We start from the raw sequence: 17,095 nt of genomic DNA on the forward strand, positions 1-17,095 counted from the left end.
ACGATTCACCCACTGGGCGGTGAACTGCGGTCATGAGAATGGCCACATCGCACACAGCGGCCACAGCGAGGTGGCCACCGTTCCCTTGGGGGGGAATCCCATGTCCGCCAACACCCACCGCGTCGCAGCCCGCCGTCCACGCCTCATCGCCGCCACGGCCGTGGCCGCCGCCTCGATCGCCGGTTCCCTGGCGCTCCCCGCGGCCGCGCATGCCGACTCCGGCGACATCAGCGTCAAGTGGAGCGCGGTCACTCCGTCCGCGCCGCTCACCCGGGGCGGGGCCACCGCGTCGACGGTGCTGACCGTGTCCAACGACTCGGGCAAGCCCGCGGAGTACGAAGGCACCGTCTTCGGCATCCCGGATGGGCCGAGCCCGGTCAACAGCGGCGATGTGAAGATCACCGTCACCCCGGTGTCGGCTCCGGCCACGGACAGCCTGGTGTCGGCCGAGGACGCCGCCGCGCTGGTGACGTTCATGCCGCACGGCACCAAGCCGGGGGCGGCCTTCGCGGTGCCCGCGCACTCCCACCTGACCTGGAAGTTCACCGTCGGCCTGACGTCCCGCTTCCCGGCGAACGACGCGGGGGTCAACCTCGCCAGCCTCACCGAGATCGCCGCGTTCAAGGCCACCCCGGAGATCACCGTGGGCAAGGTGACCGAGAAGTTCGGCCCGGCCGCGAAGGTCGGCTACGCCACGCCGGGCACCAGTTGGCTGGAGGTGGACAACAACAGCGGCGGCGCGTTCAGCTCGAAGCTGCGCACCCTCCTGGACCTGTCGGGCGGGCACGCCCCGGGCGACGAGTCGATGCGGACGGTCAACGTCGACGTGAAGGTCGACGGCGCGTGGGTGCGGCTGCGGCGGATCGACAAGACCAGCAACGAGTGGTGGCTGCCGGAGATCCCGGCGGGCTTCGCGAAGGGCCAGAAGCACCGGTACGACCTGCGCTTCAGCTCCGACCAGAAGCGGGCGGTGAGCCTCACCATCGGCCAACTCATGTCGCAGGTCAGCCTCGCGACGGGTAACCCCTCGCCGGTCGCCGAGGCCGAGGGCTCGCTCGAACTGCTCGGCTACAGCGGAGACGGGACGCCGACCCCGACGCCGACGCCGAGTTCCTCCGCGCCGGCGGGAAGCACCCCGACGGCCACGCCGTCGCCGACGGCCACCGACGGGACGGCCGCCCCGTCGGCCGCGACCACGACGCCCACCGGCACGCTCGCGCACACCGGTGCCAACGACCGGACCCGCACCATCGGGCTGGCCGCCGGCGCGCTGGTCCTCGCGGGCGGGCTGCTGACCGTGGTCGGCCTGCGCCGCCGCAGGGGAGCCTCGCACCTCTGACCCGCGCGGGGTCGTGGAGGGCGCCCGGGCCGGCGTCCTCCACCGCTCCGGCACGGCCCTGGTACGGCCCTGGTGCCCTGCCGGACTGCGCGTTGGCGTGCGCGCGCCGCGCGCGGTCCCGCAAGGTGTCCTGCATGAGTGAACCGACGACACCGGGCGCGGCCCCCGGAGGCGCGAGCCGCAGGCCGAGGCCCGGGCACGGCGCGGCCGGTCCCGCGCTGCGCCGGATGGCGGCGCGCAGCCGTACCGAGGAGCACCGCGCCTCCACCCCGCTGGAGCTGTTCTTCGACCTCTGCTTCGTGGTCGCGGTGGCGCAGGCGGGCGCCCGCCTGGTGCACGCGGTGGCGGGCGGCCACACCGGGCACGGGCTGACCGGCTATCTGCTGGTCTTCTTCGCGATCTGGTGGGCCTGGGTCAACTTCTCCTGGTTCGCGTCGGCGTACGACACGGACGACGTGCCGTACCGGATCACCACGCTGGTGCAGATCGTGGGTGTGCTGATGCTGGCGGCCGGGGTGCCGCGGGCGTTCGACGACGGCGACTTCCGGCTGACGGTGTGCGGGTACACCGTGATGCGGCTGGCGCTGGTGACGCAGTGGCTGCGGGCGGCGCGCTCGGAGAGCGGCCCGGCGCGGGCCACGGCGCTGCGGTACGCGGCCGGGGTGGCGCTGTGCCAGGCGGGCTGGCTGATCCTGCTGCTCCCACTGGGCGCACCGCCGGTGTGGGCGTTCCTGGTGATGGCGGTCGCCGAGATGTCGGTGCCTCCGCTGGCGGAGCTGTCCTCCCCCACGACCTGGCATCCGGAGCACATCGCCGAACGCTACGGGCTGTTCACCATCATCGTCCTGGGCGAGTCGGTGTCCGCCGCGACCGTCGCCGTGCAGTCCGCCGTCGACGAGAACCGGGCGCTGGCCGATCTGCTGCCCATCGCAGTGGGCGGACTGCTGATCGTGTTCGCCGCGTGGTGGATCTACTTCGCCGTCCCCATCCACGACCATCTGGCCTCCAACCGCCAGGCGTTCCTGTGGGGTTACGGCCACTACGCGGTCTTCAGCTCGGCGGCGGCGATCGGCGCCGGGCTGGAGATCGCGGTGGAGCAGGCGGTCGGCACCTCGGAGATCTCCACCCGGACCGCCACGGCGTCCGTCACCCTGCCCACGGCGATCTTCCTGTTCACCGTCTGGGCCCTGCACGCACGCCACAACAAACGCGGGCTGGCGCAGCAACTCACCTTGCCTGTCTCGGCGTTGGCGGTTCTGCTGTGTACGTTCTCGGGCTCGCACGCCGTGCTGTGGACGGGCTTGGTGTGCGCGATCACTGTCGCGATCGGCGTTTCCCTACAGACGCGCAGGCCCCAATGACTCTACGATCACCCGTGCGAACGCCTGGGGGGCTTCGCCACGGGGATCTACGGGGAAAGTAGGACGGGGCCATGAACGCTGCCCATTCGCATGCCCGCACGCTGAAGGTGCTTCAGAGCTGGGGACCGACGGTCCTGTTCAGCATGCTGCTGCCGTGGATCACGTACAACCAGCTCACCGGCCGGGGTGTGCACGAGGTGCCCGCGCTGCTGATCATCTCGGCGTGGCCCGCGCTGGAGATCGGGCTGTACTTCGCGCTGCACCGCAGGGTGGACGAGTTCGGCATGCTCATCCTGCTGACGCTGCTGCTGGGCGCGCTCGGGGCGCTCGCGTACAACAGCAGCCGGATGATCTTCCTCAAGGACTCGGCGCTGACCGGTCTGATCGGCCTGGCCTTCCTGGTCAGCCTCGTGCTGGAGCGGCCGCTGATGTTCTACTTCGGCCGGAAGTTCGCCACCGACGGCAGCGCCGAGGGCGTCGCCCGGTGGAACGGCCTGTGGGACCAGTACCCGGGCTTCCGTGCCGTGCAGCGCAGGCTGACGGTGATCTGGGGTGTGGCCTTCGTCCTGGAGGCGTCGGTGAAGGCCGTGCTGGTCTACCAGCTCTCCACCGACACCATGGTCGGCGTGTCCAACACCCTGCCGCTGGTGGTGACGGCGCTGCTGGTGACGTACACGATCCGCACCGGCAGGAAGGGCGAGGCCCGGCGGCTGGCGGCGGAAGCGGCTGCGGCGGCCGGCGCGGACCCGGAGACCGAGGCCGTCGACATGGGCGCGGCGCAGTGGCCGATCGCTCAGGCGCCGGCCGCACCCAGCAGCGCGCCGACCGCGTAGGTCACCGCCATCGCGATCGCCCCGCCCGCCGCGTTGCGGACCACGGCGGGGCGGACCGGCGCGCTGCCCAGCCGGGCGCTCATCCAGCCGCAGCCGACGAGCGCCAGCAGCACCGAGACGACGGTGACTCCCAGCCGCCAGGACTGCGGCGGCAGCACGATCGCCAGCAGCGGCAGCAGCGCGCCCACGGTGAAGGCCACGAAGCTCGCCCCGGCGGCGTGCCACGGATTGGCGAGTTCGTCGGGGTCGATGCCCAGCTCCACCCGGGCGTGCGCGCCCAGCGCGTCGCGTTCGGTGAGCTGCTCGGCGACCTCGCGGGCCAGGTCGTGGCTGATCCCGCGGTCCTCCAGCAGACCGGTCAGCTCGTCGAGTTCGGCCTGCGGGGTCGCGGCCAGCTCCTCGCGTTCGAGGGCGAGCGCGGCCTGCTCGGAGTCGCGCTGGGTGCTGACGGAGACATACTCGCCCGCCGCCATCGACAGCGATCCGGCCATCAGTCCGGCGAGGCCCGCGGTCAGCAGCGCGGACCGCGAGTCGGTGGCCCCGGCGACACCCACGACCAGGCCCGCCGTGGACACGATGCCGTCGTTGGCACCGAGCACTCCGGCCCGCAGCCAGTTCAGCCGGGTCCCGAGCCCTTCGTGGTGCGGTTCGTCCTCGTGCGGCCGCGCCGCGCCGGACCCGGCGTCGCTGCCGTCGTTCTCACCCATACGCCGAAGCGTCTCATCCGCGGCGCCCGGGCCGGTTCAGGCGGCGCACCCGAATCCGGGACCGGTCGCGGACAAGCCGAACCCCGGTGCGGGGGGGGTTGCACCGGGGTCCGGGTCTATGGGGCCCCGAAGGGCCTTGTGGAAGCGCGCCCGGCCTCAGGCGGCTTCGTATTCGTCCAGGCCAGTGGCACGTGCCATCCGCTTCAGATCCGCCAGGGCATGCTTTTCGATCTGGCGAATACGCTCTCGCGTCAGGCCGTGCTGCTTGCCTACCTCTGTCAGCGTACGCTCTCGGCCGTCCACAATCCCGTAACGGGACCGGATGATCGAGGCAGTTCTGTCATCGAGGCGGTCGATGAGGCCGTCCAGCTCCTCCCGGCGGAGCATGACGAGCACCGAATCCTCGGGTGACGGGGCCGCGCCGTCCTCCACCAGATCACCGAATTCGGTCTCTCCCTCGGCGTCGACCGACATGTTCAGCGAGACCGGGTCGCGTGCCCAGTCCAGCACGTCGGTGACGCGCTCCGGGGTGGAGGCCAACTCCTCGGCGATCTCCGCCGGTTCGGCGTCGCGGCCGTGCTCGCGGTTGAACTCCCGCTGCACACGGCGGATTCGGCCCAGTTCCTCGACGAGGTGGACCGGGAGCCGGATGGTGCGGGACTGGTCGGCTATGGAGCGGGTGATGGCCTGTCGGATCCACCAGGTGGCGTAGGTGGAGAACTTGAAGCCCTTGGCGTAGTCGAACTTCTCGACGGCGCGCACCAGGCCCGCGTTCCCCTCCTGGATCAGGTCGAGGAGCGGCAGACCACTGCGCGGGTAGCGCCGGGCCACGGCCACGACAAGGCGGAGGTTGGAGCGGATGAAGACGTCCTTGGCACGCTCGCCGGCGGCGACGATCGCCTCCAGCTCCTCGCGCCGGGCGTCACCGCCCGCCCCGTCGGGCAGACCGGAGTCGGCTTCCGCCGCGAGTATGCGTTCGGCATAGACGCCCGCTTCGATCTCACGGGACAGTTCCACTTCCCTGGCGGCGTCGAGCAGCGGGGTACGCGCGATCTCGTCCAGGTACATGCCGACGAGGTCGCGGTCGGCGACTTCCCCGCCTGCGGCGCGAACGCTACTGGTCCCGCCTGCGTGACGACGGGCGACGGCACGGGTTGCCATGCGTGCTCCCTTACGAAGGTGCGGTCGGGTCTCGGTCGGATCGGGTGTTCGCTCGGAGGCCGCGTCCTGTGGACTGCGGCTCATGCCTTGCGGCTGCCCCATCCTGATCGGGATAACGATTGGAATCCGGACACAATTCCCATCTCGTCTCCTGATTTTTGTGATCATGCAGTACCCTGTGCGGCCACACAGGGAGGCGACATGACGGCAGAACGTAGTGAAGTGCAGGTCAGGGCGGGTAGCGAGGCCGATCTGCCGGCGCTGACCGACATCTACAACCACTACATCCGTGAGACGCCGATCACATTCGACGTGTCCCCCTTCACCCCCGAGCAGCGCCGCCCGTGGTTGCTCTCCCACCCCGAAGACGGCCCGCACCGCCTCATGGTTGCTCACTCCGACACCCCGTTCGGGGGAATTCTCGGATACGCGACAAGCAGCGCCTTCCGCCCGAAGGCCGCGTACTCCACATCGGTCGAGACGACGATCTACCTCGCTCCCGGCGCGGGCGGGCGCGGCATCGGCACGCTGCTCTACAAGGCCCTCTTCGAGGCCCTGGCGGGCGAGGACCTGCACCGCGCCTACGCGGGCGTCACGCTGCCGAACGAGGCGTCCGTACGGCTGCACCAGCGGTTCGGCTTCCTGCCGGTCGGGGTGTACGAGGAGGTCGGCCGCAAGTTCGGCGCCTTCCACGACGTGGCCTGGTTCGAGAAGCGGCTCGACTGACGCGCCGACCCGCGCCCTGTCCGTCGCCGCCCCGGTGGCGCCAGGAGCGGGCACAGGAGGGCTTGTTTGAAACTTCAAGCATGTGGGTTACCGTCGTCCCGTACGCTTGAAGATTCAAGGAGGGTGCTCGATGACCACAGCAGCCCCGGAGCGCATGCCCGCGCTCTACCTCTCGCACGGTGCCCCGCCGCTGGCCGACGACCCCGTGTGGCCGGGCGAGCTGGCCGCCTGGGCGGCCGGGCTGCCCCGGCCCAAGGCGATCCTCATGGTCTCGGCGCACTGGGAGGAGGCCCCGCTGGCGATCGGCGCGACCACCACCGTCCCGCTGGTCTACGACTTCTGGGGCTTCCCCGAGCACTACTACCAGGTGCGGTACGCGGCACCCGGCGCTCCCGCGCTCGCCGAGTCCGTGCGGAAACTGCTGCGCGGCGCAGGCGATTCCGTCCAGGACATGCCCGACCGCGGGCTCGACCACGGCGCCTATGTGCCGCTGGTCGAGATGTTCCCGGCGGCCGACATCCCCGTGCTCCAGGTGTCGATGCCGACGCTCGACCCCGCCCGGCTCTTCGAGATCGGCCGTAGGCTGGCACCACTGCGCGACGAGGGCGTGCTGATCGTCGGCAGCGGCTTCTTCACCCACAATCTGGCCGGGCTGCGGCACGCGGGCCCGCAGCCGCCGAGCTGGTCGGTGGAGTTCGACGACTGGGGACACCGGGCGCTGGAGGCCCAGGACGTCGACGCCCTGCTCGACTTCGCCCACGCCGCCCCCGCGGGGCAGCTCGCGCACCCTCGTACCGAGCACTTCGCGCCGCTCTTCGTTACGCTCGGCGCCGCCGAGTCAGAACTCGGGAACCAGCAGAGCATTATCGACGGTTTCTGGATGGGGCTCGCCAAACGCTCCGTCCAGTTCGGCTGAACAGGAAGAATCCTCACCTCATGCAGAATCGACGCATCGTGATCGGCGCGGCCGTCCTGACCGGGGCCCTGGCCCTGGCCGCCTGCGGCTCCGACAAGAAGGACTCGAAGAGCGACACGCCGGCCACGAGCGCCGACAACAAGCCGGCCGCCAGCGCGCTCTCCTGGCCCGCGCCCGCCGATGCCTCCGCGCAGACGAAGGCGGCCGGTCTGCCGATGCTCGGGGCCGAGGGCCAGGTGCTGCACATCCACAGCCACCTGGACGTCTTCGTGGACGGCAAGGCCGTCACCGTCCCCGCGGAGATCGGCATCGACCTCAACCGGCAGCAGATCAGCCCGCTGCACACCCACGACACCAGTGGCGTCGTGCACATCGAGTCGCCGGTGAAGGCGGACTTCACGCTGGGCCAGTTCATGACCGAGTGGAACGTCCCGATCTCCAAGGACGCGCTCGGCCCGCTCAAGACCGGCGGCGGCAAGGAGCTGCACCTCTTCGTGAACGGCAAGGAGGTCAGCGGCGACCCCGCCGCGATCAAGCTGGGCGCGCACGAGGAGATCGCCGTCGTCTACGGCTCGCCCGCGAACAAGGTGACCGTCCCCGCCTCGTACAACTGGCCCCAGGGCCTCTAGGCGCCGGAAACCTCAAAGCACCAGAAACGGCAGGTCCCCGCGGCTCCGAACATCTCGGAGCCGCGGGGACCTGCCGTTCGGCGTCCACGTCTCGGTGTGGACGACCGGGTGGATCAGTGTGCGATCACCGGCACCGCGAAGTCCTCGACGGCCTCGCCGTCCGCGTCGACCACCTGCGGGCCGCTCTGGACGCCGACGTTGATCAGCACGGCCGCGATGATCGCGGCGAGCACCAGGATGCCGAGCGCCACGGTGATGGCGATCGAGTAGCCGTGCACCTGGCCCTCGAGGGCGTGCAGCTTCGGGTTGGCGCCGACCGCCTTGTGCGAGGTGAACCACGAGGTGGTGGCGCTGGCCGCGATGGTGTTGAGCAGCGCGGTACCGATGGAGCCGCCGACCTGCTGCGAGGTGTTGACCATGGCGGACGCGACACCCGCGTCCTCCGGCCGCACCCCGTGCGTGGCCAGGCTCATGGCGGGCATGAAGGCCGTACCCATGCCCAGGCCCATCAGGACCAGGCCGGGGAGCAGGACGCCGGCGTAGTTACCGTCGACCTTGATCTGGGTCATGATCGCCATACCGACGGCGGCCACGGCGAAGCCGGGAGCCATCAGCTTGCGGGGCGCGACGCGCAGCATGAGCCGGGCGCCGATCTGCGTGGAGCCGACGATCATGCCCGCCACCATGGGCAGGAACGCGAAGCCGGACTTCATCGGCGAGTAGTGCAGGACGCCCTGCAGGTAGTACGTCAGGAAGAGGAACAGGCCGAACATGCCGATGATGGCCAGGCCCAGCGACAGGTAGACGCCACCGCGGTTGCGGTCGGTGACGACGCGCAGCGGGAGCAGCGGGGCCTTCACGCGGGACTCGACGACCACGAAGCCGGCCAGCAGGACCGCCGAGGCGATGAACAGGCCGAGGGTGCTCGGGTCGGTCCAGCTCTTCTCGGCGGCGCGGGTGAAGCCGTAGACCAGCGCGACCAGACCGGTGGTGGCCAGCACCACGCCGGGGATGTCCAGGCGGTTGCGGTTGCGGCCCTCGGCGGGCTCGTGGATGAAGGCGAAGGCACCGGCGGCGGCGATGGCCGCGAAGAAGATGTTGACGAAGAGCGCCCAGCGCCAGTTCAGGTACTCGGTGAGGACGCCGCCCAGGATCAGGCCGACGGCGGCACCGGCACCGGCGATCGCGCCGTAGACGCCGAACGCCTTGGCGCGCTCCTTGGCGTCGGTGAACATCACCGCGAGCAGCGACAGCGCGGCGGGCGCGAGCAGGGCGCCGAAGGCACCCTGGAGGGCGCGGGCGCCCAGCAGCATGCCGGTGTTCACGGCCGCGCCACCGAGGGCGGAGGCGCCCGCGAAGCCGACCAGGCCGATGATGAAGGCGTTCTTGCGTCCCCACAGGTCGGCCACGCGGCCGCCGAAGAGCAGAAGTCCACCGAACGCCAGGGTGTAGGCCGTGATGACCCACTGCTTGTTGGCGTCCGAGATGCCCAGGTCCGCCTGCGCGGACGGCAGGGCGATGTTCACGATGGTCGCGTCGAGCACGACCATGAGCTGGGCGAGCGCGATGAATATGAGCGCTGTCCAGCGCTTCGGATCCGGCTGGAGTGTTTCAGGCATGACTGGTCTCACTAAAGGATGCGGAGTGACAGGACGTGGGGACGTGTGTCAGCGGGCTGCTCCCGGCGCGGATCGAGGTCTGGGATCCGGTTGCGGCGAACGGGAGGTCAGGCGGTTCTCGTCAAGCTGCTCACGCTATAGCCCGGTTGGTGAGCGTTGCGAACGGTTTATTGCTGGGCCTTTCAGATCCTCCAGAGTCGCGGCGGTCCCCACCAGGACCGAGCCCGCGGGGGCACGTAGTCCGTCGAGGAAGAGCTGCAGGTGGCGGTGGACGAACTGGTCGAAGCCGACACAGCCCGCGCCCGGCAGCGGCCGGGTGAGCTGCGTCAGTGCCACCATCAGGTCCCCGACCGCGATGTCGGTACGGAGCAGACCGGCGCACTGGGCCCGGTCGATGATGGCGTTGATCGACCGTTCGACCCGCTCGACCTGACTGGCGACCGCGGGGTCCTGGCGGTCGAAGACATCGGAGAGCAGCGGGCACAACGCCCCGATCCGCTCCTCAGCGGCCTCGAAGGCGAAGCGGCGGAGCGCGGAGAAGGCGTCCGGTTCCTCGGCGAGTGCGTCCTCAGCGCTCTGGGCGGTCGCGCCCATCACGGCGAGGGTCACCTCACGAATGAGTTCCGTACGGTCGGCGAAGTGCCGGTAGAGCGTGGCGTTCCCGACTCCCGCCCGGCGGGCAACCTCGTCGAAGGCCACGTCTGGCCCGAATTCGACGATCGCCTCGCGGGCGGCCGCGACGATACGCTCGCGGTTGCGCGAGGCGTCCGCACGCAGGCGCACGGCGCGCGGCCGGTTCTCAGTGGCGACATCGAGCGTCACGGCGGACTCCCTCCGGTTCGTGGGCCGATCCCGTAGGACCGGCGTGAGGTGAAACGGAAAGGAACTCCCCGTTTCGCTGTCATAGAGCTAAACGGGGACTCGATCCCCGGATATTTCTGTCACGCTTGTGACCTACGTCACACATGTGGCGAGCGTCCGGAACCCGCGTATGACCCGTGCGATTTATTTGAAGCTTCAAGAAGTGCACGTACCATGAACAGCATGAAATGGCTGACCGAAGACGAGCAGGCGACCTGGCGGGCGTTCCTCCACGCGACCACGCTGCTGGAGGACCACCTCGACCGGCAGCTGCAGCGCGACGCAGCCATGCCGCACATGTACTACGCGCTGCTCAGCACGCTCTCCGAGACGCCGGGCCGCAGGATGCGGATGACCGAGCTGGCCGAGTGCACCAAGATCACCCGCTCCCGGCTCTCGCACGCCGTCGCCCGCCTGGAACGCAACGGCTGGCTGCGCCGCGAGAACTGCCCGTCCGACCGCCGCGGCCAGGTCGCCGTCCTCACCGACGCCGGATACGAGGAGGTGGTGCGGACCGCTCCCGGGCATGTCGCCGCCGTGCGGGCCGCGCTCTTCGACCGGCTCACCCCCGAGCAGACGCGGCGGCTCGGCGAGATCTCCCGGATCATCGCCGAGGGCCTGCACCAGCCGGAGGGCGCGGACCTGCCCTGGCTGCGCTGAGGCCGAACGGCTTCGAAGGACGCCCTCAGCGGCGGCCCGAGCGGGCCAGCCAGCGGCCCTCGTGCCTGCTGACCTCGATCGGCCGCCCGAAGCACGTCGTCATCCACTCCCCGGTGAGCACCTCCTCGGCCGCCCCCGAGGTCAGCACCCGCCCTTCCTTGAGCAGCAGTACGTGCCCGATGGCGGGCGACAGCTCCTCCAGGTGGTGGGTGACGGTCACCGTCGCCAGGCTCTTCCTGGTGAGCGCCAGCCGGTGCATCGCGTCGATCAGGTCCTCGCGGGAGGGCAGGTCCAGCGCGTTGAAGGGCTCGTCGAGCAGCAGCAGCGACGGCTCGGCCATCAGCGCCCGCGCCACCAGGACACGGGCCCGCTGACCGCCGGAGCACACCCCGTACGGCCGCGTCTCCAGCTCCTTGATCTCCAGCTCCGCCAGCAGCTCCCGCGCCCGCTCGCGCACCTGGGCGTCGTACTTCCGCCACAGCGGCTGGACGGTGCCGGTGTGGCCGGTGAGCACGACGGTGTGGGCGGTGGCGTCGAGCGGCACCTTCTGCGCGGACGACACGAAGCCGATACGCGCCCGCAGCTCGCGCATGTCGACCCGGCCGAGCCGGTGGCCCAGCACCTCGACGGTGCCCGTGGTGAGGTGCGCCAGCGCGCCGATCAGCCGGAGCACGCTCGTCTTGCCCGCGCCGTTCGCACCGAGCAGCGCCCAGTGCTCACCGGACCGCACGGTCCAGTGCACGTCGTCCAGGATCACCTGGCCGGTGGTGTAGCGGTGGACGCCCGCGGCGTCGAGCGCGGCGACTACGTCTGCGTCTGCGTCGGCGGTCATGCGGGAACGGTAGCTGTATCCACCATCTTCCCGCCGGGTGTTCCGCGATGTGGGCCGTGCTGCCGTGCCCCGGGGCGCCTCACATCACGGCGGGCGACGGGCTCTCCTCCCCCTCGGTGCCGTCCTGCGGCGAGGGAGCGATCCGCGGGGCACCGGGGCGGAAGAGCAGGAAGGTGATCACGAAGCCGACGGTGAAGAAGGCCGCCGACCACCAGTACGCGGTCTCGTAGCTGTGCAGCTGCGCCTGGGCGGTCACCGCGGCGGTGGGCTTCTTGCCCACCAGGTAGTTCGCGGCGGCGGTGGTGGCCAGGGTGTTGAGCAGCGCGGTGCCGATGGAACCGCCCACCTGCTGGCTGGTGTTGACCATCGCCGAGGCCACACCGGCGTCGTGCGCTCCCACGCCCGCCGTGGCGATGTTCATCGAGGTGGCGAAGACCAGGCCGAGCCCGAGGCCCAGCAGGAGCAACGGCGGCAGAACGTGCGCCGCGTAGGTGCTGCTGCCGTTCAGCGCGGTCATCCAGGCCATCGCGCCGCCGGAGATCAGCATGCCGGTGGGCACGATCGGCCGGGCCCCGAACTTCGGCACCAGCACATTGGTGGTGGTCACCGACGTCACCACCAGCACGCCGACCAGCGGCAGGAAGGCGATACCGGTGAGTACCGGCGAGTAGCCCAGGTTGCGCTGCAGGTAATAGGTCAGGAAGAGGAACACGCCGAACATCCCGGCGCCGGAGATGAACATCGCCAGGAACGACGCCCCGCGGTCGCGGTCGGACACCACCCGCAGCGGCAGCAGGGGGTGCTTGGCGCGCTGCTGCCACCACACGAAGGTGACCAGGAGGATGACCCCCACCAGCAGGAAGCCCCAGGTGCCGGGGGCGCTCCACGGGTGCTGCTGGGCGTTCGCGAAGCCGTAGACGATGCAGAACAGGCCCGCCGACACGATGACCGTGCCGGGGACGTCCAGATCGGGCCGGTCGGCCGGGGCGCCCGCCTTCAGCAGCCGGAGGCCGCCGATGAACGCGACCAGCGCGAAGATCAGGTTGACGTACAGGCACCAGCGCCAGTCCAGGTACTCGGTGAGGATGCCGCCGAGCAGCAGCCCGACCGCCGCTCCGGCGCCCGCGATCGCGCCGTAGATGCCGAACGCCTTCGCCCGCTCCTTGGGGTCGGTGAAGGTGGTGGTCAGCAGGGACAGGGCGGCGGGCGCGAGGACCGCGCCGAAGGCGCCCTGCAGGGCGCGCGCGGTGACCAGCACCTCGAAGCTCGGCGCGGCGCCGCCGATCGCCGACGCCACCGCGAAGCCGATCAGGCCGACGAGGAAGGTCTTCTTGCGGCCGACGAGGTCGGCCAGCCGGCCGCCGAACAGCAGCAGCGAGCCGAAGGCCAGCGCGTACGCGGTGACGATCCACTGGCGGTTGCCGTCGGAGAAGCCGAGATCACGCTGCGCGGACGGCAGCGCGATGTTCACGATCGTCGCGTCGAGCACCACCATGAGCTGCGCGAGACCGATCACGCACAGCACCCACCAGCGGTGGGCCGGGGTGCCGATGACGCTCTTACGGCCTGGTTTCCCGCGGTCGCCGCCCAATTCGGCAGCAGTGGACGTGTCCTCGGTGCTCCGTGCCATGACCTGGGTCTCCCTTGCGCGACTGCGCGCCCCCCTCTCCCTCGGTCCCACGCTAAGCGCACTCCAGCGGCTCCGCCACGCGGGCGAATCCGCGGCGGAATCACCCGTGTGGCGGAGGAGGGGGGGCGAGAGGGAGGGCCGCGAAGGAAGGCCGAGAGGGAGGGCCGAGGGGCCGCCGCCGCCCGGTCCCCGTACCGGACACGGCGGCAGCCCCTCCGTCAAAGGCGTCGGTGACGTCCCTGGGTCCTCGCCCCGGGAAACCGCGACCGCCATCGGACGACCGTCCCGGGTGGCGATGACGGTCACGGAGTGGTCGGCACCGACACAACGATCATTAACCGCCCCTCCGATACGACTAACGCATCGTCACCCGTATGGCACGACCCGGTGAGCGCGCCCGCGCCCGCTGCGGTACGGCCGGGGCCGCGCCGTACCGCTCCGCCGGCCCCCGTACCACTGCTGGTCGCATGGCCTCCCCCCGACGGACCAAGCCCACGGGCGCCGCCGCGCCGCCCGGCGTTCCCTGAGAGGGACCGACCCGTAGGTCGAGGGAGCGGAGCGCAGATGGAGGAGCCCGGGAACGACCCGGCACCACTCGACGCCAGTGAGCGCGCCGAGCTGCAGCGCCTTCGGGCCGGCGCCCGGCCGCGGCACCGCTGGCGGTCGTTCTGGTCCGCGGTGCTGATCACCCTGGCCGCGGTGCTGGCGCCGCTGAGCGCGGTGGCGGTGTGGGTCGCCGATCTCGTCGGCAACACCGACCGCTACGTGGCCACGATGGCGCCGCTGGCCCGCGACCCCAATGTGCGCACCGCCATCGCCAACCGGGTGACCAACGCCGTCGTCGAACGCGTCGACCTGGACAAGCTGCTCGCCCAGGTGACCCCGGCCGACCGGCCCCAGATCGACAAGGCGCTCGGCGCGCTCAAGGGCCCGATCAACAGCGCCCTGAAGGACCTCGTGCACTCCACGGTCAGCGCCTTCGTGTCCAGCGACGCCTTCGCGAAGATCTGGAAGGAGGCGAACCGCAGGGCGCACGCCACCATGGTGGACGCCCTCACCGGCAGCAACGACTCGGCCGTGCAGCTCAAGAACAACACGGTCACGATCGACCTCGCGCCGGTCGTGGACCAGGTGAAGCAGCGGCTGGTGGACCAGGGGCTGACGCTGGCCTCGAAGATCCCCGAGGTGCACACCGACTTCGTCCTGGTGAAGTCTGACCAGATCGGGAAGGCCAAGACCGGGTTCCGCGCGCTGCAGCTCGTCGGGGCGTGGCTGCCGATCATCGCGGTGATCCTCGCGGGCATCGGGGTGTGGCTGGCCAGACGGCGCCGCCGCGCCCTGGTCGCGGCGGCACTCGGCATCGCGGCGGGCGCGATCGTCCTCGACATCATCCTGGCGCTCTTCCGCACCTTCTACATCGACCATCTGCCCCCGACGGTGTACGACCCCGCCGCCGAGGCTGTCTACGACCAGGTCGTCCGCTTCCTGCGGGCCAGCGTGCGGACCGTGGTGACGCTGGGCGTCGTCGTGGCCCTCGGCGCCTGGCTGAGCGGCCACGGACGCTGGGCGCTGCGCGTCCGCGAGATCTGGGAGTCGGGCATCGCGGCGACCCGCGGCGCGTCCGGCATCACCTCCACCGGCCCCGTCGGCCCCTGGGTGCACCGCTACCAGACCTGGCTGCGGTGGGGCGTGATCGCGGTCGCCGCCATCGTCCTGGCCCTGTGGTCGTACCCGACCGGCATGGTGATCTTCTGGATCGCGCTGGTCGTGGTGTTCGGACTCGCGGTGATCGAGTTCCTCGACGAGCGCCCGGGACACGGCCCCGCCCAGGACCGGCCCGAGCGCCCGGACGGCCCGGCGAAGCCCGAACCCGGGGCGACGCCGGTGTAGTCCCCTGGGCTACGCCGTCCCGCCGGACGGACCGCGGCCCCCGCTCACCCGCGCGTCAGTGCCGCCAGCTGTTCCGCGAAGGGCACCACGTCCTCGAAGGGGTCGGTGGACGCGGGGGCGCCGCCCGCGATGGGCGTGAGCTGGGTGGCGGGCGCCGGTTCGGCGGCCGGGGGCGGCACCGGACCCGCTGGTGCCGGGAGGGCGGTTTCCGGATCCGCCGCCCGCGGGGCGGCCGCGGGGAGCAGGGCCACGAGCTCGGCCGCCGCGCGGTCCATGCGGGCCGCCAGGGCGCCGCCGGAGGTGCCGTTGCCGGCCGCGCCCCAGTCCTCGGAGGCGGCGTAGACGGCGGTCGGGACGACGACAGCGCGCAGGTAGGCGAAGAGCGGGCGCAGCGCGTGGTCGAGGACCAGCGAGTGCCGGGCGGTGCCGCCCGTCGCGGCGGCGAGCACCGGGGTGCCCGCCAGCGCGTCCTTGTCGATGACGTCGAAGAACGACTTGAACAGGCCGCTGTAGGAGCCGGTGAAGACCGGTGTGACGGCGATCAGGCCGTCCGCCGCCGTGACCGCGTCGATCGCCTCGCGCAGCCGCGGCCCGGGGAAACCGGTCACCATGTTGTGCGCGATCTCGTTGGCGAGGTCGCGCAGCTCGACCACCCGCACCTCGACGTCGGCCCTGGCCCGTACGGCCGCCGCCAGCCGGTCGGCGAGCAGCCGCGTCGAGGACGGCTGGCTGAGCCCGGCCGTCACCACGACGATCCGCCTCGCCGCGCCCGCCGCCAGCGCGCCCGCCGACAGCGCGCCCGTCGACCCCGTGCCCTCGGTCACCGCGCTCATGCGGTCACCTCCGCGAGGTCCGCGTCGCGGCGGGCGAGGAGCGAGGCGTGCGTGGGCGCGTCGGGCACCTCGGCGGGGCGCCCCTTGGCGAACTCCTCGCGCAGCACTGGCACGACCTCCTCGCCGAGCAGGTCCAGCTGCTCCAGCACCGTCTTGAGCGGCAGTCCTGCGTGGTCCATCAGGAAGAGCTGGCGCTGGTAGTCGCCGACGGCGTCACGGAAGGACAGCGTCCGCTCGATGACCTCCTGCGGCGACCCGACGGTGAGCGGTGTCTGCTCGGTGAACTCCTCCATCGAGGGGCCGTGCCCGTAGACCGGCGCGTTGTCGAAGTACGGGCGGAACTCCCGTACCGCGTCCTGCGAGTTCTTCCGCATGAACACCTGGCCGCCGAGCCCCACGATGGCCTGCTCCGGCATGCCGTGGCCGTAGTGCGCGTACCGCTGCCGGTAGAGCCGCACCATCTTCCGGGTGTGCTCCATCGGCCAGAAGATGTTGTTGTGGAAGAAGCCGTCGCCGTAGTACGCGGCCTGCTCGGCGATCTCCGGGCTGCGGATCGAGCCGTGCCAGACGAACGGCGGCACGCCGTCCAGCGGGCGCGGCGTCGAGGTGAACGACTGCAGCGGCGTACGGTACTTGCCCGCCCAGTCCACGCTCTCCTCGCGCCACAGCTTGTGCAGCAGCGCGTAGTTCTCGACGGCCAGCGGTATGCCGTCCCTGATGTCCTTGCCGAACCACGGGTAGACCGGGCCGGTGTTGCCGCGGCCCATCATCAGGTCGACGCGGCCGTCGGCCAGGTGCTGGAGCATCGCGTAGTCCTCGGCGATCTTCACCGGGTCGTTCGTGGTGATCAGCGTGGTGGAGGTGGAGAGGATCAGCTTCTCGGTGCGCGCCGCGAGGTAGCCGAGCATCGTGGTGGGCGACGACGGCACGAACGGCGGGTTGTGGTGCTCGCCGGTCGCGAAGACGTCCAGCCCGACCTCCTCGGCCTTCTCCGCGATGGCCACCATCGCCTTGATCCGCTCGTGCTCGCTCGGCGCCCGCCCGCTGGTCGGATCCGTCGTGACGTCGCCGACTGTGAAGATCCCGAACTGCATCGAA

At 71.0% G+C, this 17,095-nt stretch carries 16 protein-coding genes; 8 read left to right on the forward strand and 8 right to left on the reverse strand.

Features of this window, described 5'->3' with window-relative positions:
* The first annotated feature begins 100 nt into the window (after positions 1 to 100).
* From AB0M29_RS11765 to AB0M29_RS11775, 3 genes are all read left to right on the forward strand, one after another.
* A complete protein-coding gene (locus tag AB0M29_RS11765; protein ID WP_365382038.1) occupies positions 101 to 1,339 on the forward strand; it encodes a hypothetical protein in 1,239 nt (412 codons plus the stop codon).
* Between the two features lie 227 nt (positions 1,340 to 1,566).
* Positions 1,567 to 2,700 (forward strand): low temperature requirement protein A, encoded by a 1,134-nt coding sequence (locus AB0M29_RS11770; protein WP_365382166.1) that lies wholly within the window; start codon positions 1,567 to 1,569, stop codon positions 2,698 to 2,700.
* Between the two features lie 71 nt (positions 2,701 to 2,771).
* Positions 2,772 to 3,533 carry a VC0807 family protein gene (locus AB0M29_RS11775; protein ID WP_365382039.1) on the forward strand — a complete coding sequence of 254 codons (762 nt, stop codon included), beginning with the start codon at positions 2,772 to 2,774 and terminating at the stop codon, positions 3,531 to 3,533.
* On the opposite strand, the gene AB0M29_RS11780 is transcribed toward AB0M29_RS11775, so the two are convergent.
* Together AB0M29_RS11780 and AB0M29_RS11785 are read right to left on the reverse strand one after the other, a co-directional pair.
* Complete coding sequence (locus AB0M29_RS11780) at positions 3,494 to 4,240, reverse strand: VIT family protein (protein ID WP_365382040.1); 747 nt, start codon at positions 4,238 to 4,240, stop codon at positions 3,494 to 3,496. The two genes, AB0M29_RS11775 and AB0M29_RS11780, sit on opposite strands and share 40 nt — an antisense overlap.
* 156 nt (positions 4,241 to 4,396) lie before the next feature.
* Positions 4,397 to 5,401: a sigma-70 family RNA polymerase sigma factor gene (locus AB0M29_RS11785; protein WP_365382167.1), complete on the reverse strand. Its 1,005-nt coding sequence runs from the start codon at positions 5,399 to 5,401 to the stop codon at positions 4,397 to 4,399.
* A gap of 201 nt (positions 5,402 to 5,602) precedes the next feature.
* Between AB0M29_RS11785 and AB0M29_RS11790 the strand changes: the two genes are divergently transcribed.
* The 3 genes from AB0M29_RS11790 (at position 5,603) to AB0M29_RS11800 (ending at position 7,672) form a co-directional block, all read left to right on the forward strand.
* Positions 5,603 to 6,127: an N-acetyltransferase family protein gene (locus AB0M29_RS11790; RefSeq protein WP_365382041.1), complete on the forward strand. Its 525-nt coding sequence runs from the start codon at positions 5,603 to 5,605 to the stop codon at positions 6,125 to 6,127.
* Between the two features lie 130 nt (positions 6,128 to 6,257).
* Positions 6,258 to 7,043 carry a class III extradiol ring-cleavage dioxygenase gene (locus AB0M29_RS11795; protein ID WP_365382042.1) on the forward strand — a complete coding sequence of 262 codons (786 nt, stop codon included), beginning with the start codon at positions 6,258 to 6,260 and terminating at the stop codon, positions 7,041 to 7,043.
* 20 nt (positions 7,044 to 7,063) lie between these two features.
* Positions 7,064 to 7,672, forward strand: a complete 609-nt coding sequence (locus tag AB0M29_RS11800) for a hypothetical protein (protein WP_365382043.1) — start codon at positions 7,064 to 7,066, stop codon at positions 7,670 to 7,672.
* A 113-nt stretch (positions 7,673 to 7,785) separates the two neighbouring features.
* Here the strand turns inward: AB0M29_RS11800 and AB0M29_RS11805 are convergent, their stop codons facing one another.
* Positions 7,786 to 9,291 (reverse strand): MFS transporter, encoded by a 1,506-nt coding sequence (locus AB0M29_RS11805; protein WP_365382044.1) that lies wholly within the window; start codon positions 9,289 to 9,291, stop codon positions 7,786 to 7,788.
* Between the two features lie 135 nt (positions 9,292 to 9,426).
* On the reverse strand, positions 9,427 to 10,113 hold the full coding sequence (locus tag AB0M29_RS11810; protein WP_365382045.1) for a TetR/AcrR family transcriptional regulator: 687 nt from the start codon (positions 10,111 to 10,113) through the stop codon (positions 9,427 to 9,429).
* 213 nt (positions 10,114 to 10,326) lie between these two features.
* On the opposite strand from AB0M29_RS11810, the gene AB0M29_RS11815 reads away from it, so the two are divergent.
* Positions 10,327 to 10,812: a MarR family transcriptional regulator gene (locus AB0M29_RS11815; protein ID WP_365382046.1), complete on the forward strand. Its 486-nt coding sequence runs from the start codon at positions 10,327 to 10,329 to the stop codon at positions 10,810 to 10,812.
* A gap of 25 nt (positions 10,813 to 10,837) precedes the next feature.
* Here the strand turns inward: AB0M29_RS11815 and AB0M29_RS11820 are convergent, their stop codons facing one another.
* Both AB0M29_RS11820 and AB0M29_RS11825 read right to left on the reverse strand, forming a co-directional pair.
* Positions 10,838 to 11,644 (reverse strand): ATP-binding cassette domain-containing protein, encoded by an 807-nt coding sequence (locus AB0M29_RS11820; RefSeq protein WP_365382047.1) that lies wholly within the window; start codon positions 11,642 to 11,644, stop codon positions 10,838 to 10,840.
* 79 nt (positions 11,645 to 11,723) lie between these two features.
* A complete protein-coding gene (locus tag AB0M29_RS11825) occupies positions 11,724 to 13,274 on the reverse strand; it encodes an MFS transporter (RefSeq protein WP_365382048.1) in 1,551 nt (516 codons plus the stop codon).
* A gap of 564 nt (positions 13,275 to 13,838) precedes the next feature.
* Here AB0M29_RS11825 and AB0M29_RS11830 point away from each other — a divergent pair.
* Positions 13,839 to 15,164 carry a hypothetical protein gene (locus AB0M29_RS11830; RefSeq protein WP_365382049.1) on the forward strand — a complete coding sequence of 442 codons (1,326 nt, stop codon included), beginning with the start codon at positions 13,839 to 13,841 and terminating at the stop codon, positions 15,162 to 15,164.
* 44 nt (positions 15,165 to 15,208) lie between these two features.
* On the opposite strand, the gene AB0M29_RS11835 is transcribed toward AB0M29_RS11830, so the two are convergent.
* Positions 15,209 to 15,997 carry a CE1759 family FMN reductase gene (locus tag AB0M29_RS11835; protein WP_365382050.1) on the reverse strand — a complete coding sequence of 263 codons (789 nt, stop codon included), beginning with the start codon at positions 15,995 to 15,997 and terminating at the stop codon, positions 15,209 to 15,211.
* Entirely contained in the window at positions 15,994 to 17,091 is a 1,098-nt protein-coding gene (locus AB0M29_RS11840; RefSeq protein ID WP_365382051.1) for an LLM class flavin-dependent oxidoreductase, read from the reverse strand. Before AB0M29_RS11840 ends, AB0M29_RS11835 begins: the two co-directional genes overlap by 4 nt.
* Positions 17,092 to 17,095: the final 4 nt, after the last annotated feature.

The sequence above is a fragment of the Streptomyces sp. NPDC051976 genome, from assembly GCF_040680795.1.
GTDB lineage: Bacteria > Actinomycetota > Actinomycetes > Streptomycetales > Streptomycetaceae > Actinacidiphila.